11 protein-coding genes and 1 pseudogene are annotated in these 18,471 nt (G+C 45.8%); 3 read left to right on the plus strand and 9 right to left on the minus strand.

The genetic code is table 11. The annotated features are described in order from the left end of the window. Window positions 1–199 precede the first annotated feature (199 nt). The 5 genes from C7B77_RS06835 to C7B77_RS06855 all read right to left on the minus strand — a co-directional run bounded on the left by C7B77_RS06835 (window position 200) and on the right by C7B77_RS06855 (window position 5,969). A complete protein-coding gene (locus C7B77_RS06835) occupies window positions 200–475 on the minus strand; it encodes a TMEM165/GDT1 family protein (RefSeq protein ID WP_106301923.1) in 276 nt (91 codons plus the stop codon). Between the two features lie 347 nt (window positions 476–822). Beyond that, window positions 823–1,563, minus strand: coding sequence for a hypothetical protein (locus tag C7B77_RS06840; protein ID WP_106301926.1), 741 nt, complete (start codon window positions 1,561–1,563; stop codon window positions 823–825). 86 nt (window positions 1,564–1,649) lie between these two features. Beyond that, entirely contained in the window at window positions 1,650–5,099 is a 3,450-nt protein-coding gene (locus C7B77_RS06845) for a Calx-beta domain-containing protein (protein WP_146138214.1), read from the minus strand. Window positions 5,100–5,108: 9 nt separating this feature from the next. Further along, window positions 5,109–5,324, minus strand: coding sequence for a hypothetical protein (locus C7B77_RS29125; RefSeq protein ID WP_146138215.1), 216 nt, complete (start codon window positions 5,322–5,324; stop codon window positions 5,109–5,111). Between the two features lie 306 nt (window positions 5,325–5,630). Then, on the minus strand, window positions 5,631–5,969 hold the full coding sequence (locus tag C7B77_RS06855; RefSeq protein WP_106301932.1) for a hypothetical protein: 339 nt from the start codon (window positions 5,967–5,969) through the stop codon (window positions 5,631–5,633). A gap of 350 nt (window positions 5,970–6,319) precedes the next feature. Between C7B77_RS06855 and C7B77_RS06860 the strand changes: the two genes are divergently transcribed. After that, window positions 6,320–9,913, plus strand: coding sequence for a WD40 domain-containing protein (locus C7B77_RS06860; protein WP_106301935.1), 3,594 nt, complete (start codon window positions 6,320–6,322; stop codon window positions 9,911–9,913). 58 nt (window positions 9,914–9,971) lie between these two features. Here the strand turns inward: C7B77_RS06860 and C7B77_RS06865 are convergent, their stop codons facing one another. Then, entirely contained in the window at window positions 9,972–11,282 is a 1,311-nt protein-coding gene (locus tag C7B77_RS06865; protein WP_106301938.1) for a homoserine dehydrogenase, read from the minus strand. Between the two features lie 72 nt (window positions 11,283–11,354). On the opposite strand from C7B77_RS06865, the gene C7B77_RS31355 reads away from it, so the two are divergent. Together C7B77_RS31355 and C7B77_RS06870 are read left to right on the plus strand one after the other, a co-directional pair. Beyond that, window positions 11,355–11,483 carry a hypothetical protein gene (locus C7B77_RS31355; protein WP_281261339.1) on the plus strand — a complete coding sequence of 43 codons (129 nt, stop codon included), beginning with the start codon at window positions 11,355–11,357 and terminating at the stop codon, window positions 11,481–11,483. Further along, entirely contained in the window at window positions 11,470–12,372 is a 903-nt protein-coding gene (locus C7B77_RS06870) for an ABC transporter permease (RefSeq protein WP_106301939.1), read from the plus strand. Before C7B77_RS31355 ends, C7B77_RS06870 begins: the two co-directional genes overlap by 14 nt. Before the next feature lie 343 nt (window positions 12,373–12,715). Here the strand turns inward: C7B77_RS06870 and gltB are convergent, their stop codons facing one another. The 3 genes and pseudogenes from gltB to C7B77_RS06885 form a co-directional block, all read right to left on the minus strand. Then, entirely contained in the window at window positions 12,716–17,311 is a 4,596-nt protein-coding gene (gene gltB, locus C7B77_RS06875; protein WP_181243738.1) for a glutamate synthase large subunit, read from the minus strand. A gap of 539 nt (window positions 17,312–17,850) precedes the next feature. Further along, window positions 17,851–18,000, minus strand: a pseudogene (locus tag C7B77_RS31660) (DUF2087 domain-containing protein); the annotation flags it as partial. A gap of 43 nt (window positions 18,001–18,043) precedes the next feature. Continuing rightward, on the minus strand, window positions 18,044–18,471 hold a 428-nt coding region (locus tag C7B77_RS06885), incomplete at its 5' end, for a DUF427 domain-containing protein (RefSeq protein ID WP_106301947.1).

Consider the following 18,471-nt stretch of genomic DNA (forward strand, 5'->3'; position numbering starts at 1 on the left):
AAGGTTACAGGCTTGCTCATTGTCAAACTTTAACCCAATTTGACTACCTCTCTCCAAAATGAGCGAACCGTGAGTTACTACCCATAACCTCAGCGGTTAGAAACCGCTGCTCATGATGCAAAGTCCGCCTATGCGGACTAAATATATCAGTCCGCGTAGGCGGACTTTGTATCACTAGCAGCGACTTCAGTCGCTGTAACTACTCTGCCTCAGGCCATAAGAGTCTCACAGCCAGTAGTGCAAAACCGAGTGCAGCCAACCCTTTGAGTAACTTAGTCGGTAAAAAAGCCGCCATTTCACTGCCTGCTAAGACACCGATCGAGCTAGCTAATAATAGCGCAACCACCGAGCCGAAAAATACAGCACGAGGATGTTGGGTACTACCACCTAACGCGATCGCGGCTAGTTGACTTTTGTCGCCGATTTCCGCGATGAATACCGTTGTGAACGTTAATGCTAGTAATTGCCAATCCATAAAATGAGGGAGTAGAAAGTAGGGACGATTTTTAATTTCGATCTCTACCTGTTGAGTTACCGATCTTATTATCACCTAGAGATTGTTAATATGTTCATTGAAGATTGCGATCTTTTCCTGTCTTATACCCCTCAACCAGATCTAGGATCTCGATCGCAAATCTTCATTCAGCAAGATTAAACTTTAACTCGAAGACAACATCATTAAGGAATGAGAACTAAATAACTTGCAATTCTTGGGTAGGGGCAATTCATGAATTGCCCCTACCCAAGATGGGAACGAGGGTAGATTTGTATATTGTTAGATCCTCATTCCTAAGTAATTTATATGACTACTCTGCTATTTTTTCAAATTCTACGTTTCTTCATAATGGACTTAACTGTTAAGCCGAAAGCTGTCAGTATACCTACAATGCCCGAAGGTTCAGGAACTTTTTGGCTTTGGCTCATTAATTGAGCATTGCTGACTCTGAGAGCTGACGTATTGTCAAAACTACCCACATCTACAACCCCTAAAGCGATACTGTAAGTTCCTGGGCTGAGAGTTTGCAAGTAACTTCCAGAAAATTCACGCCTAAAATTTGTGCTGGAAGAAACTAATGTATTGACAGAACTATTTGTACTGCCTAATGTCTGAATCCGGCCATTCAGGGCGATGAATGAATAATCATCAAAATTAAATCCACTAATTGTTTGAGTTGCGTCATTTGTTAAAAAAGTCCAGCCAAAACTCAAGATTGTATCTTCGGTAAAAGTATATCGATTTTCTAACCCAGAACCTTCAAAGGCATATATAAAGTTGGGAACATCTGGATCTAAACTTTGAGTGGGAAGTCCTAAGTTAAATTCCAATGTTATGCTATCAATAGCAGGGCTATTTGAAAAATTAAACAAGCTATCGGGATTGGCATCATCATTTTGTAGGGCATTGGTAGAGAAATTAGCTAAACCTAATGCAGGAGTATTGACATCCCCATATCGATTCCAACTACTGAAGTCGATCGATGCAGCTCGAACAGAACTAGCAAAAATAAGTTGACTTAGGCCACAAACAAAACCAATTGTGAGAATGGAGGATTTGAAGAACATATAATTACCTTGAAATTTTATGAGTGCAAATTAATAATTAAGCATGAAATTATCCAGTCAATAGATGATTTCATGCCTATTTAAGTCTAGAAAACAAAGTTATCGGGGTTTTGCAGTGCCACCAAAGTTGTGTTTTCAACGGTGATAAAAGGTAAAGCTCGTTGTCTTCCCGCCAAACCATCTGAGTCGATTAGGAGCAGAGTATCATTCCCCCGCGAACCAAACCGAAGATAACCATCAGAGATCGGGTTAGATCCTTTGTATCCAAAACTATTAAGGAGATCGGTGAGGACGATCTTATCTTCACCAACACCAAAATCTTTAATAATATCTCCAGTATCTCGGATGCTATTATAGACAAATGTATCTTTACCAGTACCACCAAAAATAATGTCAGATCCCAAACTACCTTTTAGTATGTCATTACCCTCTCCACCGTAGAGAGAATCATTGCCTGAATTACCATTTAGATTGTCATCGCCTGAATTACCGTATAGCTCATCGTTACCCTCGCCACCATCAAAAAGATCGTTGCCATCACCAGCTACAAGATAATCATTACCTGCACCACCATCGAGAGTATTATCACTCCCATCACCACCTTTTTTCACGGTGCTTATAAAATCAGTATCTAAATAATCATCACCATCACCGCCATAAAGACGATTGGAGCCATAAGGATCTTTTAAGAAATCATTACCCTCACCACCAAAGAGAAAATCATTACCCTCATCATCAGAGAGAAAATCATTACCCTCATCACCATAGAGAAAATCATTACCCTCATCACCAGAGAGAGAATCGTTACCCTTACCACCATAGAGATTATCATCGCCTAGACCGCCCCACATGAAACGATCGTCCCCTACGCCACCAAAGAGAGAATCATTACCCTCACCACCATCGAGATTATCATTACCCTCATCACCAAAGAGAGAATCATTACCCTCACCACCATCTAGATAATCGTTGCCATCATCACCCTTTACAGAATCATTTCCTATGCCACCATATAGATAATCGTCCCCTTTTCCGCCCTTAATATCATCATTGCCTTCCCCGCCATCGATAAGATCTCTGTCATCCGTACTATCGATGAAGATATCACTACCGTATGTACCGTAAATAACATAGTCCATACCTTTTATACCTTTTGGAGGGTATGAATCAAAAGGTTTGGCTTTAAAATAAAGGGGCAATAGTGCATCTCGATCGACTCTAATTACTCCTTCATAATTTAATTCCCCAGGAGCCTCGACTTTAAACTGATTCTGTTTGAAATTAAAGTAACCCGAATCGTTGCTGTTCAGTGCAAATAAATTATCTACTAGTCTGTTAGAAGAATACTTAGGGTCTATCGATTTGTCGAAAGCTTGCACGACCCAAGCATGTTCACTTACTATATTGCTACCTACACCAAAGTCCATTAAAATTGATTCATCAGCCCAACTGGCAAATACATCATTCCCTGCAATACTTCTACTTCCTAAAAAAGCTCTTGAAAATCTAGATACATCTTCAAACCGCTTGGGTTCCTGTACTCCAGTCACACTGAAATTCAAATCGTATTTTGTACGTGCTGCCAAAAGATTCGCCTCTGATGGCGGTTCTAAAGCAGTAATCGTATTCACCCCAGCACGAAAGCGAGAAGATATTTCACTGCTAAGTAAACATCCAAGACTATAACCAATAAAATTGAGATGACCAAAACTAGCAAAATCGGTAAGTCCCCATGCTTTTAGTTTATCCGCTGCAAAATCAGCGACAGATGAAATCCAACCAGCAGCATCTCCATTACCAGTAATACCTATACCGAGGGAGGCTTCTTGCCAGTCAAGAGTCAGCACAATATCACCTGGCTTTGCTTTCTTTACTGTTTCAGCTAAGTGATTAACGATCGGATCTATAACTGGGGAAATAGTAGTATCTCTATTCCATCCATGAACAACAACCCATACCTGTTTACCTTGTGTCCAAGACTTACGAATAGTTTCTTCTGCTGCTTGTGTTTCTCCGATGATGTTGAAGCGAATGTTGCGATAGGTTGGATCTATATCTTCGACAGGTTTTCTCGGTAAAGAACCACCTGTAACGCTTTCCTTTCCTTCTAAACTAAAGAGCTTGAGAACATCCTGACCAGAAAAATTATCAACTGCTCTGCTCGAAGGACTGAATGTTTCGATAAAGCCTTTTCCAGCACTCCAACCTGCATTAGTAGAGAAGAAATTTAGAATTGATAGATCTTTTGTTAATCCAAGTGGACCCGTTATTGTAAAGCCAGTGTTAATAATGCCATCTTCATTTAAGTCGATAACTAAAGTTGTACCAACTCGTCCAAATCCCAATAGACCTTTAGACAAGGGCTTGTTGAGCATTCCAGAGAGTTTCAGCGAATCGGCTGTACCGTCATCATCATCAATAATGCTACCACCAGCAGTCACAGCAGAGTCTATGACATAAGTATCATTTCCTAAACCACCTCTTAAAGTGTCTTTTCCGCCGTTGCCATTAAGAGTATCATTACCAGCTAAACCATTAAGAACATTATTTCCTGAATTACCAGTAAGAATGTTGTTTCCAATATTACCTGTTCCGTTGATATTGGCTGTACCTGTCAGCCTTAAGTTCTCAACACGAGGGAGCGATTGAATCGAATTAGTTTGTGGCGATTTCAGAGTATCACTGATGGTGAAAGTAATTGTTTTTGGTACTAAATCGCCAGTAGTATTAAAATATCTCAACGAAAAGGTTTCGTCTGATTCATTGATATCATCATTGTAAACATTAATGGCAGGGAGAGGATTTGTAGAAGTAGACGAGCCAGCAAGAAAGATTAATGTCCCAGCAATCGGTTGAACATCAATACCTACAGTTGCAGTCTGACTGACTATTTCATATTGTAATGTACTATATCGCTGTACGGCACGACCACTTTCAGTGCTTACATATCCTTCTGCCCAACCAGGACCGTAACCTTCAATCACTGTATTAACAGGACGTAGTTCAAACCCATTAATATCGACTTCGATTCCGTTAACTATTTTAGATTCCTGCTTCTCTACCTCAACAGCATTACCATTCAGCACAATTACAGCTCGATCGTCCTGCGTCCTCAATCCCGCCAACATTTCAGCCGATAAACTTTGCCCAGTCACCAAACTGCGGAAAATTGCCCCCTCATCCCCAGGACTATCGATATTACCATTTAAGACTCGATCGAGCTTATGCCCAAATTCCTCCAATAATAACCCCGCCACCGCTACAGGATCGTCCTGATGCCGTCCCAAAAAGTCCGCAGACACCAAAATCTCATCTAAATCCGCAGCATAAGCACCATTCGCCGTCCCCAACTCCCCATTCGCCAACACCCTGATTTCGGGAATCAGACTAAAATCCCCGATCGACCATTGTTGACGAAGTGCCGCACTACCAAGATTTGTACCAAAAATACTCTCGATTTTCTCTTCAAAACCATCTGTCGCGGCAAACCGCGCTAAATACTGTTGGAGAAGTTGAAGGGCTTGAGAATTTAGCATCGGAAACTCCTAATAACTATTGTTTGAGAGTAAGTAGCGACATTGAGAACTTCTAGACAGAGCGTAGCGTCTTTGGCATAATCTCGGAACGAGAATCGATATCAGCACAAAACCGATCCCCAGCATTGAAGACTCATCGAATATAATTTTTAGATCTGGAAAATAAGGCTGTAGGGGCATGATGACGATCGCGATCGCACCATTGCTGAAGAGAGCTGATGACACCTACAAAACGTGTATCTCGATCGGTGGTGTATTTCTTTTTCGAGGATATATCTTCTGCCAATTTACCGCAAGTACACTTTTGGCACACTAAAACTGTGCTTGACAAATTAGAGATTATTTGCTCTCAGATCTCAAGTCACCAAAAACAGGGGAATTTATGAAACTCCCCGACGCTATTAAATTAATTGAGAATTGAGAATTGAGAATTGAGAATTGGGTTGTTAGGATGAGGATTTAAACCCTCCCCTAACAACAATCCACCTAAAAGGTGGGGGATTTAAACCCCTGCTATTCGTTAAAAAAATCTTAATCTTCTCGATCCTTGCGCTCTAACCGCACCACTCGCCGTTTCAATAATCTAGTCTGTCTGGCAATATCGGACATCTCATAATTAAGATCGTCGTTGTAAGACATCAACGATTGAAAACCTTCGCGGATAATGACGTTCTGACTGCCTTCAACACTATCGATCCGATGGCGCAGCGCAATGACATCTTCTCTGAGAGCATCGATATTTTGATTCATTGCCACCATATTCTGCTGCATGGTACTGATGCTCTGCTGTGTAAACAGCATATTCTGCTGTATGAGTTCGCGTAACTCAGCAATCTGGGACTCTATGCGATCGAAACGTTCTTCAGACATATCAGTTCAAACTCGGTGATGGTATTAGGTGCTATAAAGTCGCTCGAAAAGTAATTTCTGTTAAAATCTAAGTAGACAAATTAATTGCTGTGCAGATATCCTTCTAGTTACAGCTAGTACTCGGCGGCGCAAGTGAAGACACTATTTCCAACACCCGATACCCGACACCCCACACCCAGCAAAATAGTAACTTTATTTAAGCCGCTCAGTACTAGTGGGATATTTATATTTTACAACAAACTTCACCAGCGGTAATCGACTACACATTCGTGTAACTTTATGATATACTACGATCGCAGTTTAATCACTCTAGTGGTTAACAACCACAGGCAATCTAGCGATCGTCGTCCATGTCTAGTCTTAAAGCAGATCCAGCACAACTCCACCGCATCAAACAAGCGAGAATCAATCGCGGCTGGACGATCGACAATCCTCAATGGTTGATTGAAGCTAGCAAAATTCTCGAACCCGATCGAGATTGGGATAAGGAAGTAAAGTTCGAGACTTCTATTGGTTCGTGGAAAAGATTTCTTCAAGGTGAAGCAATTAAATCGCAGACATTCAAGGCTTTTTGTCAGGTATTGGGACTAGATTGGCAAGAAATAATTGCCAAAACAGAGCCAATTTCGATCGCTAATTGCGATTGGGGAGAAGCACCAGATACATCGATGTTTGTGAGTAGAGATGTCGAAATAACTACTCTCGATCGCTGGATTGTGACCGAAGGAGTTAGGTTAGTAACAGTTTTAGGTATTGGTGGCATTGGTAAAACATCATTAGTCACCAAATTAGCTCAAGATATTGCGGGTGAATTTAAATATGTAATTTGGCGAAGCTTACGCGAAGCACCGCCTGTCGAAAAAATTATCGCCGATTGTATCAAACTATTTTCTCAGCATCAAGCGATCGATCTACCGCCAACTTTAGGCGAAAAAATTACCGCTTTAATCGATCGATTGCGGACTAATCGCTGTCTGATTGTCTTGGATAATGCCGAGGCAATTTTACAAGGTGGTACGCTGACGGGTAATTATCAACCTCAAGCCAGTGGTTATGGTGAGTTATTTCGCAGGCTGGGTGAATCGGCTCATCAAAGTTGTGTGGTGGTGACAAGTCGAGAACAATTGCGGGAGGTTCGCCGTTTGGAAGGTGAAGCTTCACCTGTGAAAGTGATGCAGCTAGTGGGATTGCAGCAAGCAGCTACAATTCTGCATCGTAAAGGTGTATTTGGTACGGATTTAGAAATAGAATGGTTAATTTCTCGATATCATGGCAATCCTTTGGCTTTAGAAATTGTCGCTGCTACGATTAAGAATATATTTAATAATCGGATTGCCGATTTTGCTAAGGTGCCAATCGTTTTTGGCGAAATCGAGGACTTATTATCAGCTCAATTCGATCGATTATCCGAACTAGAACGCTCGGTTATCTATTGGCTGGCAATTCATCGCGAACCCGTCACACCGCAAGATTTAGCAGCAGATATTTTCGATAGTTCGATCGTCAATATTGTTGCGGCACTCGACTCTTTAATAGATCGCTCGTTAATTTACGCGATCGATTGTGGGTTCACGCTTCAAAATGTCGTGATGGAATATGTCACCGTTCGCTTTATCGATCGGATCTGGCAAGAATTAGACACTCATGAGTTCGAGTTATTTAGAACCCATGCAATTATTCGAGCGACGGCTAAAGATTATATTCGCGAAACTCAACAACGGTTATTGTTAATACCCACACTCGATCGGCTGACAAAATTTCAAACTACAGCTACGATCGAGTCTAAGTTTCGCTCTTTAATTAATTACTTTCGACAACAACAGCTCGACGATCGATCGTTTAAAAATAGCACTAATACAACTAAAATTGGCTATGCGATCGGTAATATCATCAATTTACTATTAGGGTTGAAAATAGATTTGACTGGCTATAATTTTTCCTATTTACCAATTTGTCAAGCTTACCTGCAAGGTGTAGATTTACCGCTGGTAAATTTTGCCTATTGCCATCTCGATCGAACCGTATTTTCTCAGTCATTAGGGAGTGTTTTTACCGTCGCATTCAGTCCCGATCGACAATACCTAGCAACGGGTGGAATGGACGGACAAATTCGGATTTGGAAAGTAAGCGACGGACAGCAAATTTTAGCATGGCAAGCACATGGAGATTGGATTAGAAATGTGACATTTAGTCCCGATGGCAAACTGATTGCTAGCTCTAGTAACGATGCAACCGTGAGAATTTGGGATTGGGAACGAGTAGAATGCCTACATATTTTACGCGGACATACAGATTGGGTGTGGTCGGCGCGATTTGTAGTTTGGAAAAAACTCATTTTTGTGGTTAGTGTCAGTAGCGATCGCACCGGAAAAGTGTGGAATCTAAATATTGGTAAATGTGTATTTACATTTTACGAACCAGAAGAAGTAATTTGGTCGGTAGCTTTTAGTAACAACGGTTATACACTTGCTTCTAGTAGTGCCAAATCTATCAAATTGTGGAATATTTGGACGAAACGATGTGTAAAAATTATTGCTGAGGATGCCGAGCGCATTCGCGCGCTGGCTTTTAGCCCCGATGGCCAAACATTAGTCGGTAGCAACGATCGGGCAATTAAAGTCTGGAATGTCGATAGTGGTGACTGTGTGGAAGAGATCGAACCTGCGGAAAATAGTTCGATTTGGTCGTTAATGTATAGTCCCGACGGGCAACAATTAATTAGTGCGGGTACCGATAAATTTCAAATTTGGGATGTCAATAATTGGGAACCTGTAACGACAGTTTCCGAACTGCAAGGACGCATTAGATCGATCGCTTATAGTCCAGATCGATCGACAATTGCAATCGGTAGTGACGAACAATTAGTGCGGATATTAGATGCCAAAACAGGTCGCTGTTTGAAAACTTTAGCTGGAGTTTCCAATCGGATTTGGGCGATCGCACTGAGTTCTAAATTAGCTTCAGGTGAAGTATATTTAGCTAGTGGTAGCGACGATGCACGGCTGAGAATCTGGAATGCCAAAACAGGCGAACTCCTGCAAACAAAATCGGGACATACAGGTAGAATTCGATCGCTATCATTTAGTCCTAGCGGTAAACTTTTAGCCAGTGCGAGTCACGATCGCACGATTAAAATTTGGGATGTCGCCTCCGGGACATGCCTCAAAACTTGGCGCGGACATACCGATTGGGTGTGGACGGTGACATTTTGCCAAGACGAGCGGACGATAATTAGTGCAGCCGACGATCGGACGATCTTAATATGGGATACTCAAACTAACCAATCCCAGCTATTGCATAATACCCAAGTAGAATGGATTTGGGCGATCGCACCTCACCCGCGATTGCCCACAATTGCGATCGCTGGAACCAGCCAGCAGATAGAGCTGTGGAACATCCAAACTAAAACAATCGAGACGATCCTCACCGGACATCAGCATCGAGTCAGATCGATCGTCTTTAATACTACAGGCGACAGACTAGCCAGCAGTAGCGACGATTGCTTAATTAAATTATGGGATATCGATCGATGCCAATCTACGAGCACCCTCGTCGGACATACCCAAACAATTCGATCTGTGACATTTATTCCCGCAGCTACTACCCGCCCAGAAATGTTAGTCAGTGCTAGCGACGACCTCACACTGCGATTGTGGGATACTAATACCGGAGATTGTTTAGGAATTTTAACCGGACACCAGCGGCGAATTTGGTCGGTGTGTTACAGTCGCGAATTTGGCACCCTATATAGCTGTAGTGAGGATGAAACTATTAAATATTGGGATGTAGATACACTTACCTGCACTCACACCCTGACACTACCCAAACCGTATCGGGACATGAATATAGCAGGGACGAGTGGTTTATCGATCGCTACTCAAAGTACCTTAATGACTCTCGGAGCAGTCAAAAGTATTTCTAGTCGCTCGACTGTTTTGCACTAGCATTAGCCTTAATTTGTTACTTAATAAGTTGCGTAATCTAACTGCGTTTTCTGCTTCTTTAGAGTACGCGAATAATGCTAGGAATACTAGCGATCGAGTCTAAACCGCGAATCTCAGCTAATGCTGATTCAAAGTCACCTTCATAGACTTCATGAGTGACGACGACAATTTCAGCGCGATCTCCTTGGAAACCAGTTTGGACGATCGATTCGATACTGACATTATGCGCACCAAAGCAAGTTCCGAGCTTCCCGATGACGCCTGGGACGTCGATACAGAGAAATCTCACATAGAAACTACTCCGCAAGCTCGATAAGGTCGCCATCTCGCTATAGTGGCTATGACTACAGCTTAACAAGGGATGGAGCGATGTATTGGGTGAATTTACGGCATCTTCGTGACTGGAATTAGTCTGCATCACACCCACGATCGCCAGAATATCGGAAACTACCGCCGAAGCCGTCGCACCAGCACCAGCACCAGGGCCGAATAACATCACTTGTCCCAAGGGTTCGCCTTCGACCAAAATCGCATTGTAGACACCATTTACCGTCGCCAGAGGCCGATCTTTAGGCACGAAAGTCGGATGTACGCGAACGGAGACCCCGCCACCTTCAACGCGTTCGGCGATCGCTAGTAACTTAATGACAAAATTGAGTTTGTCAGCATAGGCAATATCCGTCGCGCTAATTTTTCTAATGCCCTCGCAATACACGTCATCCCGCTTGATTCTGCCCCCAAACGCCAGCGATGCCAAAATTGCGATTTTATCCCCCGCATCCAATCCATCCACATCAGCGGTCGGATCTGCCTCCGCGTAGCCGAGTTTTTGGGCATCAGCCAGGATATCGGCAAATTCACCACCCTCGACAGTCATCCGCGTCAAGATATAGTTAGTCGTCCCATTGATAATCCCCGTGATCCGTTGAATCCGGTTGACACCCAAAGACTGTTTCAAGGGTTGAATTACCGGAATCCCGCCGCCGACAGCAGCTTCTAGCATTACATAGACGCCTGCTTGATTGGCCGCAGTGAAGATTTCATCGCCAAATTTAGCAATAACGGCTTTGTTGGCAGTGACGATATGCTTGCCATGTTCGATCGCTTTGAGCATCAAACTACGTGCGGGTTCGATGCCACCCATTAGCTCGACGATAATATCGATGTCGGGATCGGACACGATCGAGTCGAGATCTGTAGTTACCAGCTCTGAGGGCAGATCCACCACACGCGCCTTATCGATCGATCTCACTCCGACTCGCTGAATCTCGATCGATTGGAGTAAGTGATGCCGACCTACGGGATCTCGTAATATTTGAACCGTCCCCGTACCAACAGTTCCCAGTCCTAAGATGCCAATTTTAACCACAACTCGATCGTTTTGAGAGAATTACCATGCTATTTTCGATCTTAAGCTAGATACGTACCCAAATTTTAGCCGATGGGTTTATCGGACTCGATCGGACTGACTCGTAAGTTGGAAATAGAAACAGACGATCGGGACGCCATTTGTCCTATAGTAAATGAACCGTTCGTCGATCGCCGCAAACTGCTATATGGCTGTCAGTAAAATTTCGCTCGGATCTGTCAAACAACTCTTCAATAAACGTCGAGATCGGCTGTCAACCCAATTGCTAGCATTAGGGCTAATTATTACAGCCAGCTTCATCGCGATCGCCATTTTCGCACCATTGTTACAGGCGATCGGATTACTCCAAGATCCGCAAGATTTATTGGGTTCGCCGATGCCACCATATAACCCCATCAATCAAGCTCCCTCTTGGGAGCATTGGTTTGGGACGAGTAGAGAAGGCTACGACGTCTTTTCGCGGACGCTGTTTGGGACTCAGGCGGCTCTACAAGTAGTGATTTTAGCAACTTTGATGAGTTTGCTCATCGGCGTACCCTTAGGGATGGTCAGCGGCTATTTAGGCGGCAATCTCGATCGAGTCTTACTATTCGTGATGGATACGATTTACACGTTACCAGGTTTATTATTATCGGTAACATTGGCGTTTATCGTCGGTAAAGGTGTCTTTAATGCTGCGATCGCATTAAGCATTTCCTATATTCCCCAGTACTTTCGAGTCGTGCGCAATCAGACGGCTAGTCTAAAAACGCAAATGTTTGTCGAAGCTGCTCAGGCTCTGGGCGCATCTACCCGCCACGTTCTGACGAAATATTTATTTGCCAACGTGGTGCAAAGCGTACCCGTATTATTTACCCTCAATGCTGCGGATGCAATTCTCGTCTTGGGTGGTTTGGGTTTTCTCGGTTTGGGTTTGCCCGACGAGGTAGCTGAATGGGGACACGATCTCAAGCAAGCTCTACCCGCACTCTCGACCGGGATTTGGTGGACGACGCTTTTTCCGGGAATGGCTTTGACACTAATGGTGACTGGGCTGTCGCTTTTAGGTGAGGGTTTGAGCGAGTTGGTAAATCCTCAGAATAAAAGGTAAAGGCTAGTTCGAGTCTGGATCTAACTCCTACATTTTGCCAGCGTGATGTTCTGCCATAGTTTGGCAATAGCTTGTTCTAGTAACAGTCATACAAATTAGTCTGGATATAGTGAAGCCTCATTCTTAAACCCAACCTTACCATCTACTTTATTCAGCATCTCGATCGAACATAAAATCACATAATGCTAATATTCCCCCTTAACCTCAAAGTGAAACATTATCTTCCTCAATGCCCCTAACCCACTAGCACAAACAACCTCTGTACATACTTTGCGCCTTTTTTATCTACTTGCGTTAAAAAAAAGAGACCCCTAAAAGGAGCCTCCAATTAACCTCTTGAACTCTAAGCACTGACAGCCTGTTTCTCACTAGCCTCTGGCGTTTCTGCCTCCGAAGGAGGAACCAACTGCCAGAACTTAGGCAGGTATTCTGCCCAGCGACTTAAGATTTCCTGTGCTTTCTGAGATCCTGTTTTCGCACCATGTGCTGCAATTAAATCTTTCAACTGCTTCTCGCCTGCGGCTGTTTGTACCCGTTGCCATTTGACAATTTCGGGGTTGATTTTGGCGATGAATGTGTCGTCTTCATCCAAGAAATAACCCAAACCGCCTGTCATGCCTGCGCCGACGTTGCGTCCGACTTGGCCGAGGACGACGACGACGCCGCCTGTCATGTATTCGCAACAGTGGTCGCCTGTACCTTCTACTACGGCGGTGGCGCGGGAGTTGCGGACGGCGAAGCGTTCGCCTGCGCGTCCGTTGGCGAAGAGGTAGCCGCCTGTGGCTCCGTAGAGGCAGGTGTTGCCGATGATGACGTTGCGGCTGGTGTCGAAGATGGTGCCTGTATGGGGTTTGATGACGATTTCGCCGCCGTTGATGCCTTTGCCTACGTAGTCGTTGCTTTCGCCTGTGAGGTTGAGGCTGACTCCTTCGTGGTTGAATGCACCGAAGCTTTGTCCGGCTGCGCCCTGGAAGTTGAGGGTAAGTTGGCCTTCAAATGCGCTGTCACCGTATTTGGCCGCGATCGCACCAGAAATTCGCGCACCCAGAGATCGATCGGTATTGACGACGGTGTAGGATTTAGTGGCGGTGCCTTGGTTGTCGATCGCGTTCCGAATATCTACATCGGCTAGAATCTCGTCGTCTAATACGGCTCCGTTGGTGTGGATATCGCCGTGGACGAGGAAGGAGCGATCGAGTTTGGTATCTGGTAGTTGGGTGAGGCAGTCGAGATTTATGCTCTCTAGCTTGGTTAATTTGGCCTCTGGGCGCAGGGTAAAGAGGTCGGCACGTCCGATCAGGTCGTTAAGAGATTTGTAGCCGAGACGGGCTAGTATGCTGCGGACTTCTTCGGCGATGAAGAGGAAGAAGTTGACGACTTGTTCGGGGATGCCGGGGAAGCGAGCGCGGAGATCTTCGCGCTGGGAGGCGACACCGACGGGGCATTTATTGGTATGACAGACGCGTGCCATAATGCAGCCTTCGGCAATCATCGCGATCGATCCAAAGCCGTATTCTTCTGCTCCCATCAGGGCGGCGACAATAATGTCCCATCCGGATTTTAATCCACCATCCACGCGTAATAATACTCGATCGCGGAGTTGATTGTCCATCAGGACGCGGTGAACTTCGGTTAAGCCGAGTTCCCACGGACTGCCAGCGTGTTTGATGCTGGAAAGGGGAGATGCGCCCGTACCACCGTCGTGGCCGGAGATTTGGATGATGTCGGCGTTGGCTTTGGCGACGCCTGCGGCGATCGTGCCAATGCCGATTTCGGCGACGAGTTTGACGGAGACAGCGGCTTTGGGGTTGATTTGATGGAGATCGTGGATCAGTTGCTCTAGATCTTCGATCGAGTAGATATCGTGGTGTGGTGGTGGTGAAATTAGCATCACGCCGGGTTTGGAGCGGCGGAGCATGGCGATATATTGGCTGACTTTTGGCCCTGGGAGTTGACCGCCTTCACCTGGTTTCGCACCCTGAGCGAGTTTGATCTCGATCTGTTTGCCGTTGATCAGATATTGGGGGGTCACGCCAAAGCGTCCCGATGCGATTTGGACGATCGAGCTTTTGGCGGTGTCGCCATTTTTCAAGCCTTTGAGGTGGGGCAAGATGGCGGATTTACCCTCGACGGCATCGTCGATCGTTTTATAGCGCACGGGGTCTTCGCCGCCTTCGCCGCTATTGGATTTCGCGCCGAGGCGGTTCATCGCGATCGCGAGGACTTCATGGGCCTCGCGGGAGAGTGCGCCGAGGGACATGCCGCCCGTACAGAAGCGGGTGACGATCTCGCTGACAGACTCGACTTCATCGAGGGCAATCGGCTGACGATCGCTCTTGAAGTCTAATAAGTCGCGCAGGGCGGTTAAGGGGCGGTCTTGGAGATACTTTTTATAAGTCTCATAGTGGTCGTAACCTTCCTGAGTCGCATAAGCATCCACGGCTTTGTGGAGAGCTTTGGCGAGTTGGGGGCTATTCATGTGGTACTCGCCGCTGGGACGGTAGTTGAAGAAGCCGAGGTTTTCGAGTTTTTTGAGTTCTTTGGGGAAAGCTTTGTGATGGAAAGTCATCGTTTCTTGGGCGATATCGGCCATCGTTAAGCCACCGATGCGAGATGTGGTGCCTTTGAAGGCGATATCTAGGACTTCGCGTCCGATGCCGATCGCTTCAAATATTTGCGCCCCTTGATAGGATGAGAGTAGAGAAATCCCCATTTTGGAGAGGATTTTGAGCAAGCCATCTTCGATCGCTTTGCGATAGTTAGCTTGGGCTTTCTCGATCGTAATCTGAAGTTCGCCCCGACCGATGGCGGCTTGGGTTTTGGAGGAATGCCACCAACTGCGAACGGATTCCCAAGCTAAATAAGGACAGACGGCGGATGCGCCAAAACCAACCAGACAGGCGAAATGATGGGTACTCCAACACTGAGCGGTATCGACGACGATCGAAGTGCGCGCGCGCAAGCCTTGCTGAGTGAGATAATGATGCACCGCACCGACGGCGACGAGTGGCGGAATATAGGTGATTTCGTCGGTCAAACCTTTAGCAGTCCAATCGCTGAGGATCAGGATTTGTCGGCCTGCATTGACAGCGTTTAAAGCGGCGGTACACAATTTGTCGATCGCGAGTTTCAAGCCACCGACGCCATCATTAACTGGATAGAGAGTGGAGAGAAATTCCGTTCCGAGCGAGGAAGCCTTAATTACTTCCAATTCGGCTTCATTCAGGACGGGACTAGTTAACTTCAACATCCCCGCATGTTCGGGTTTGGCTTCGAGTAAGTTACCCTTTTTACCCAGACTGACATCGAGCGACATCACTAATTTTTCGCGCAATGGATCGATCGCAGGGTTGGTGACCTGCGCGAAGCGTTGTTTGAAATAATCGTATAAGGGATGCGCTTTTTCGGATAATACGGCCAAGGGAATATCATCGCCCATGCAGAACGTCGGCTCTTTGCCGTTTTCAGCCATATCGTTGACGATCATCGCGATGTCTTCTTCGGTGTAGCCGAATGCCGTCTGCTGATTGAGCAGATTCGACGGTTCTACTTGCGGAGTAGTTGCAAATGGTTGACTGGTTAATGTTTGACGATATTCTTTCAGCCACGCGCCATAAGGATGCGCGCGGGCAATTCGTTCTTTAACTTCCCAGTTGTGGAGAATCTCTTTAGTTTCTAAGTCTACAATAATCGTCTGTCCGGGGCCAAGCCGACCTTTTTCGACGATTTCCTCAACGGGTAAATCGACCACGCCAGCTTCAGAACCGACGTAAATATAGCCATCCTTGGTGATACAATACCGCGCTGGACGCAAGCCATTGCGATCGAGTGACGCGCCGACAACTTTACCATCGCTAAATGAGAGCAAAGCTGGGCCATCCCAAGCTTCTTGCAATCCCGAATAGTATTCGTAGAAGTCGGTAATTTCGGGATATTTATCTAATTCTGGCTGATTTTTATACGCTTCTGGTACCATAATCGCCAGCCCTTCAATCGGACTCCGACCGGAACGGACGATCAATTCCAAGACATTATCTAATGTCCCTGAATCGCTATTATCGAGATTGAGAATCGGCTGTAACTCGCGCAATCTGTCGTTCCACAGCGGATGATTGAGGTCGCTTTCCCGCGCCGTCATTCCGTTAATATTGCCCAACAGGGTATTAATTTCGCCATTATGCCCCAACATCCGCATCGGTTGTGCCAGCGGCCATTTAGGTAGGGTATTGGTGCTAAAGCGACGATGATAAACGGCAAACGCTGCTGTGAATTCTGGGTTGGTTAAGTCGCTATAAAACTCGCCCAATACTGCCGAGCGTACCATCCCTTTGTAGACGATCGTCCGATTGGAGAGCGAACAGATATAAAAATCATCTCCAGGCTTGACCGTACCGTCAGCTTGCATGGCCTTGACGATTTTGCGACGCACCAAATATAACTGTCGCTCCAAATCATCCCCAGTGCTAGTTCCGCCAATAACCACCTGCTCGATGTACGGCTGATTTTCGCGCGCCTGAGTACCTAATGTGCTTGGATCGACTGGAACTTCGCGCCAACCGATTAATTCACACTGCTCCTGACTGACGACATCAGCGATAATCTGTTTGGCTACGTCACGTTTAGCGGCATCCTGAGGCAAGAACAGCATCCCGACACCTAGCCGCGATCGATCTTTACCTTGCACCAATGTATCGAATAACGCCCAAGGCACCTGCGTCAAAATCCCCGCACCGTCCCCAGAATCGCGATCGGCACTACAACCACCGCGATGCTCCATACAAGTCAAAGCAGTCAACGTCTGTTGCATCAGCTTATGACTGGTTTCCCCTGACGGACACGCAATAAAACCCACCCCACAAGCATCCCGTTCTTCCACCAACCAACGCGGGCCGAGATAAGGTTCTTGGTTAGCAGCAGTCGAAAGAGGAGAATGGTTCATGCGCCAATGATTGTCTGAGTGGTTCATAATTGTATGGTGCGGGCAGCGCGATAGTTGATTGAATAAAGGGTCGAGCGTTCGCGGTGCGTTCGATCGACAGCAGCCGCCAGTGGTGACAAAATCGATATTGCTATTAACACCGATCTATAGCTTCTAACAGGATTTCATTTTGATTTATGTATAGCTGGCTACTTTGTCTGCCCTGCTAACGCTCTCGATGTAGCTGCCGAAAAATATGCGAGCTTGGAGGTGCGAGCGATGGGAGTTATGCAACCGCCCATCAAAGAGGATTTCGATCGATGAATATCTACGATCTCAACGATGATTTACTCGGAAATATCTAAAATAACAGGTCGTGAAGTTAGATGCAAATATAGAAAGGATCTCTATTTTACAAACAATCGATCGAGTTTTGGCGGCAGAGATTGCCGATCGATAGCCCTCACCCCCAGCCCCTCTCCCAAGCTTGGGAGAGGGGAGCCAGAGCCGCAGGATCTGGCGGGGTGAGGGCAAAGGGATTTCGATCGCAAAAGAAGATATCAGTTGGTATCCGTTCGCCATTCGGATGTGGGGACGCGCTGATAAATACTGTTCTGTCTAGACATCATGTTGTACCCGACCATTTCGCGACGGAGAGTCGCAGTATCCCAGTGGATGGGTTTAATTATCGCGTTTAGCTCCTGTTCGGGATAGAGTCTATCTAATTAGATCGAAACTTTCAAGTACACTGGCTTACCAACCCCAGCTTCCAGGAGTGCCCTTAAATGGCCCGACGATATCTTTGGTAATCCAACCGCCATAGAACTCACCAGGTTGGGGCGTTACCAGCTCGCCATCGACATAACAAGCATCCATCGGCTGCGCGTAAAAAGCCAGGTAATTCGCGATCGACTGAAAATTCTTGGTGGGGGTTGGATATGCCCAAGCCACGTTTTCAACGCGCTTATCGCCGACGCTGAGGTGATAATACAGCGCATTGCCCTTCCACTCGCAGAAGGAACCGCGCGTCGTTGCCTGCAAATATTGCATCTGAATATCTGCTGGGGGTAAGTAATATACAGGCGGATGGCTGGTTTCGAGTACGCGATAGCCAGCAGTAGTATCGGCGATCGTTTGACCGTTAAAAATAATCTGAATTCGTTTGCTGACTGGCTCTAGGC

The sequence above is a fragment of the Chamaesiphon polymorphus CCALA 037 genome, from assembly GCF_003003845.1.
Lineage (GTDB): Bacteria > Cyanobacteriota > Cyanobacteriia > Cyanobacteriales > Chamaesiphonaceae > Chamaesiphon > Chamaesiphon polymorphus.

Coding starts and splice junctions, on each gene's coding strand:
- C7B77_RS06855 (WP_106301932.1), bottom strand. CDS start 5,969: ATGTCTGAAGAACGTTTCGATCGCATAGAGTCCCAGATTGCTGAGTTA.
- C7B77_RS06870 (WP_106301939.1), top strand. CDS start 11,470: ATGGCTGTCAGTAAAATTTCGCTCGGATCTGTCAAACAACTCTTCAAT.
- C7B77_RS06860 (WP_106301935.1), top strand. CDS start 6,320: ATGTCTAGTCTTAAAGCAGATCCAGCACAACTCCACCGCATCAAACAA.
- C7B77_RS31355 (WP_281261339.1), top strand. CDS start 11,355: ATGGGTTTATCGGACTCGATCGGACTGACTCGTAAGTTGGAAATAGAA.
- C7B77_RS06835 (WP_106301923.1), bottom strand. CDS start 475: ATGGATTGGCAATTACTAGCATTAACGTTCACAACGGTATTCATCGCG.
- C7B77_RS06845 (WP_146138214.1), bottom strand. CDS start 5,099: ATGCTAAATTCTCAAGCCCTTCAACTTCTCCAACAGTATTTAGCGCGG.
- gltB (WP_181243738.1), bottom strand. CDS start 17,311: ATGAACCATTCTCCTCTTTCGACTGCTGCTAACCAAGAACCTTATCTC.
- C7B77_RS06840 (WP_106301926.1), bottom strand. CDS start 1,563: ATGTTCTTCAAATCCTCCATTCTCACAATTGGTTTTGTTTGTGGCCTA.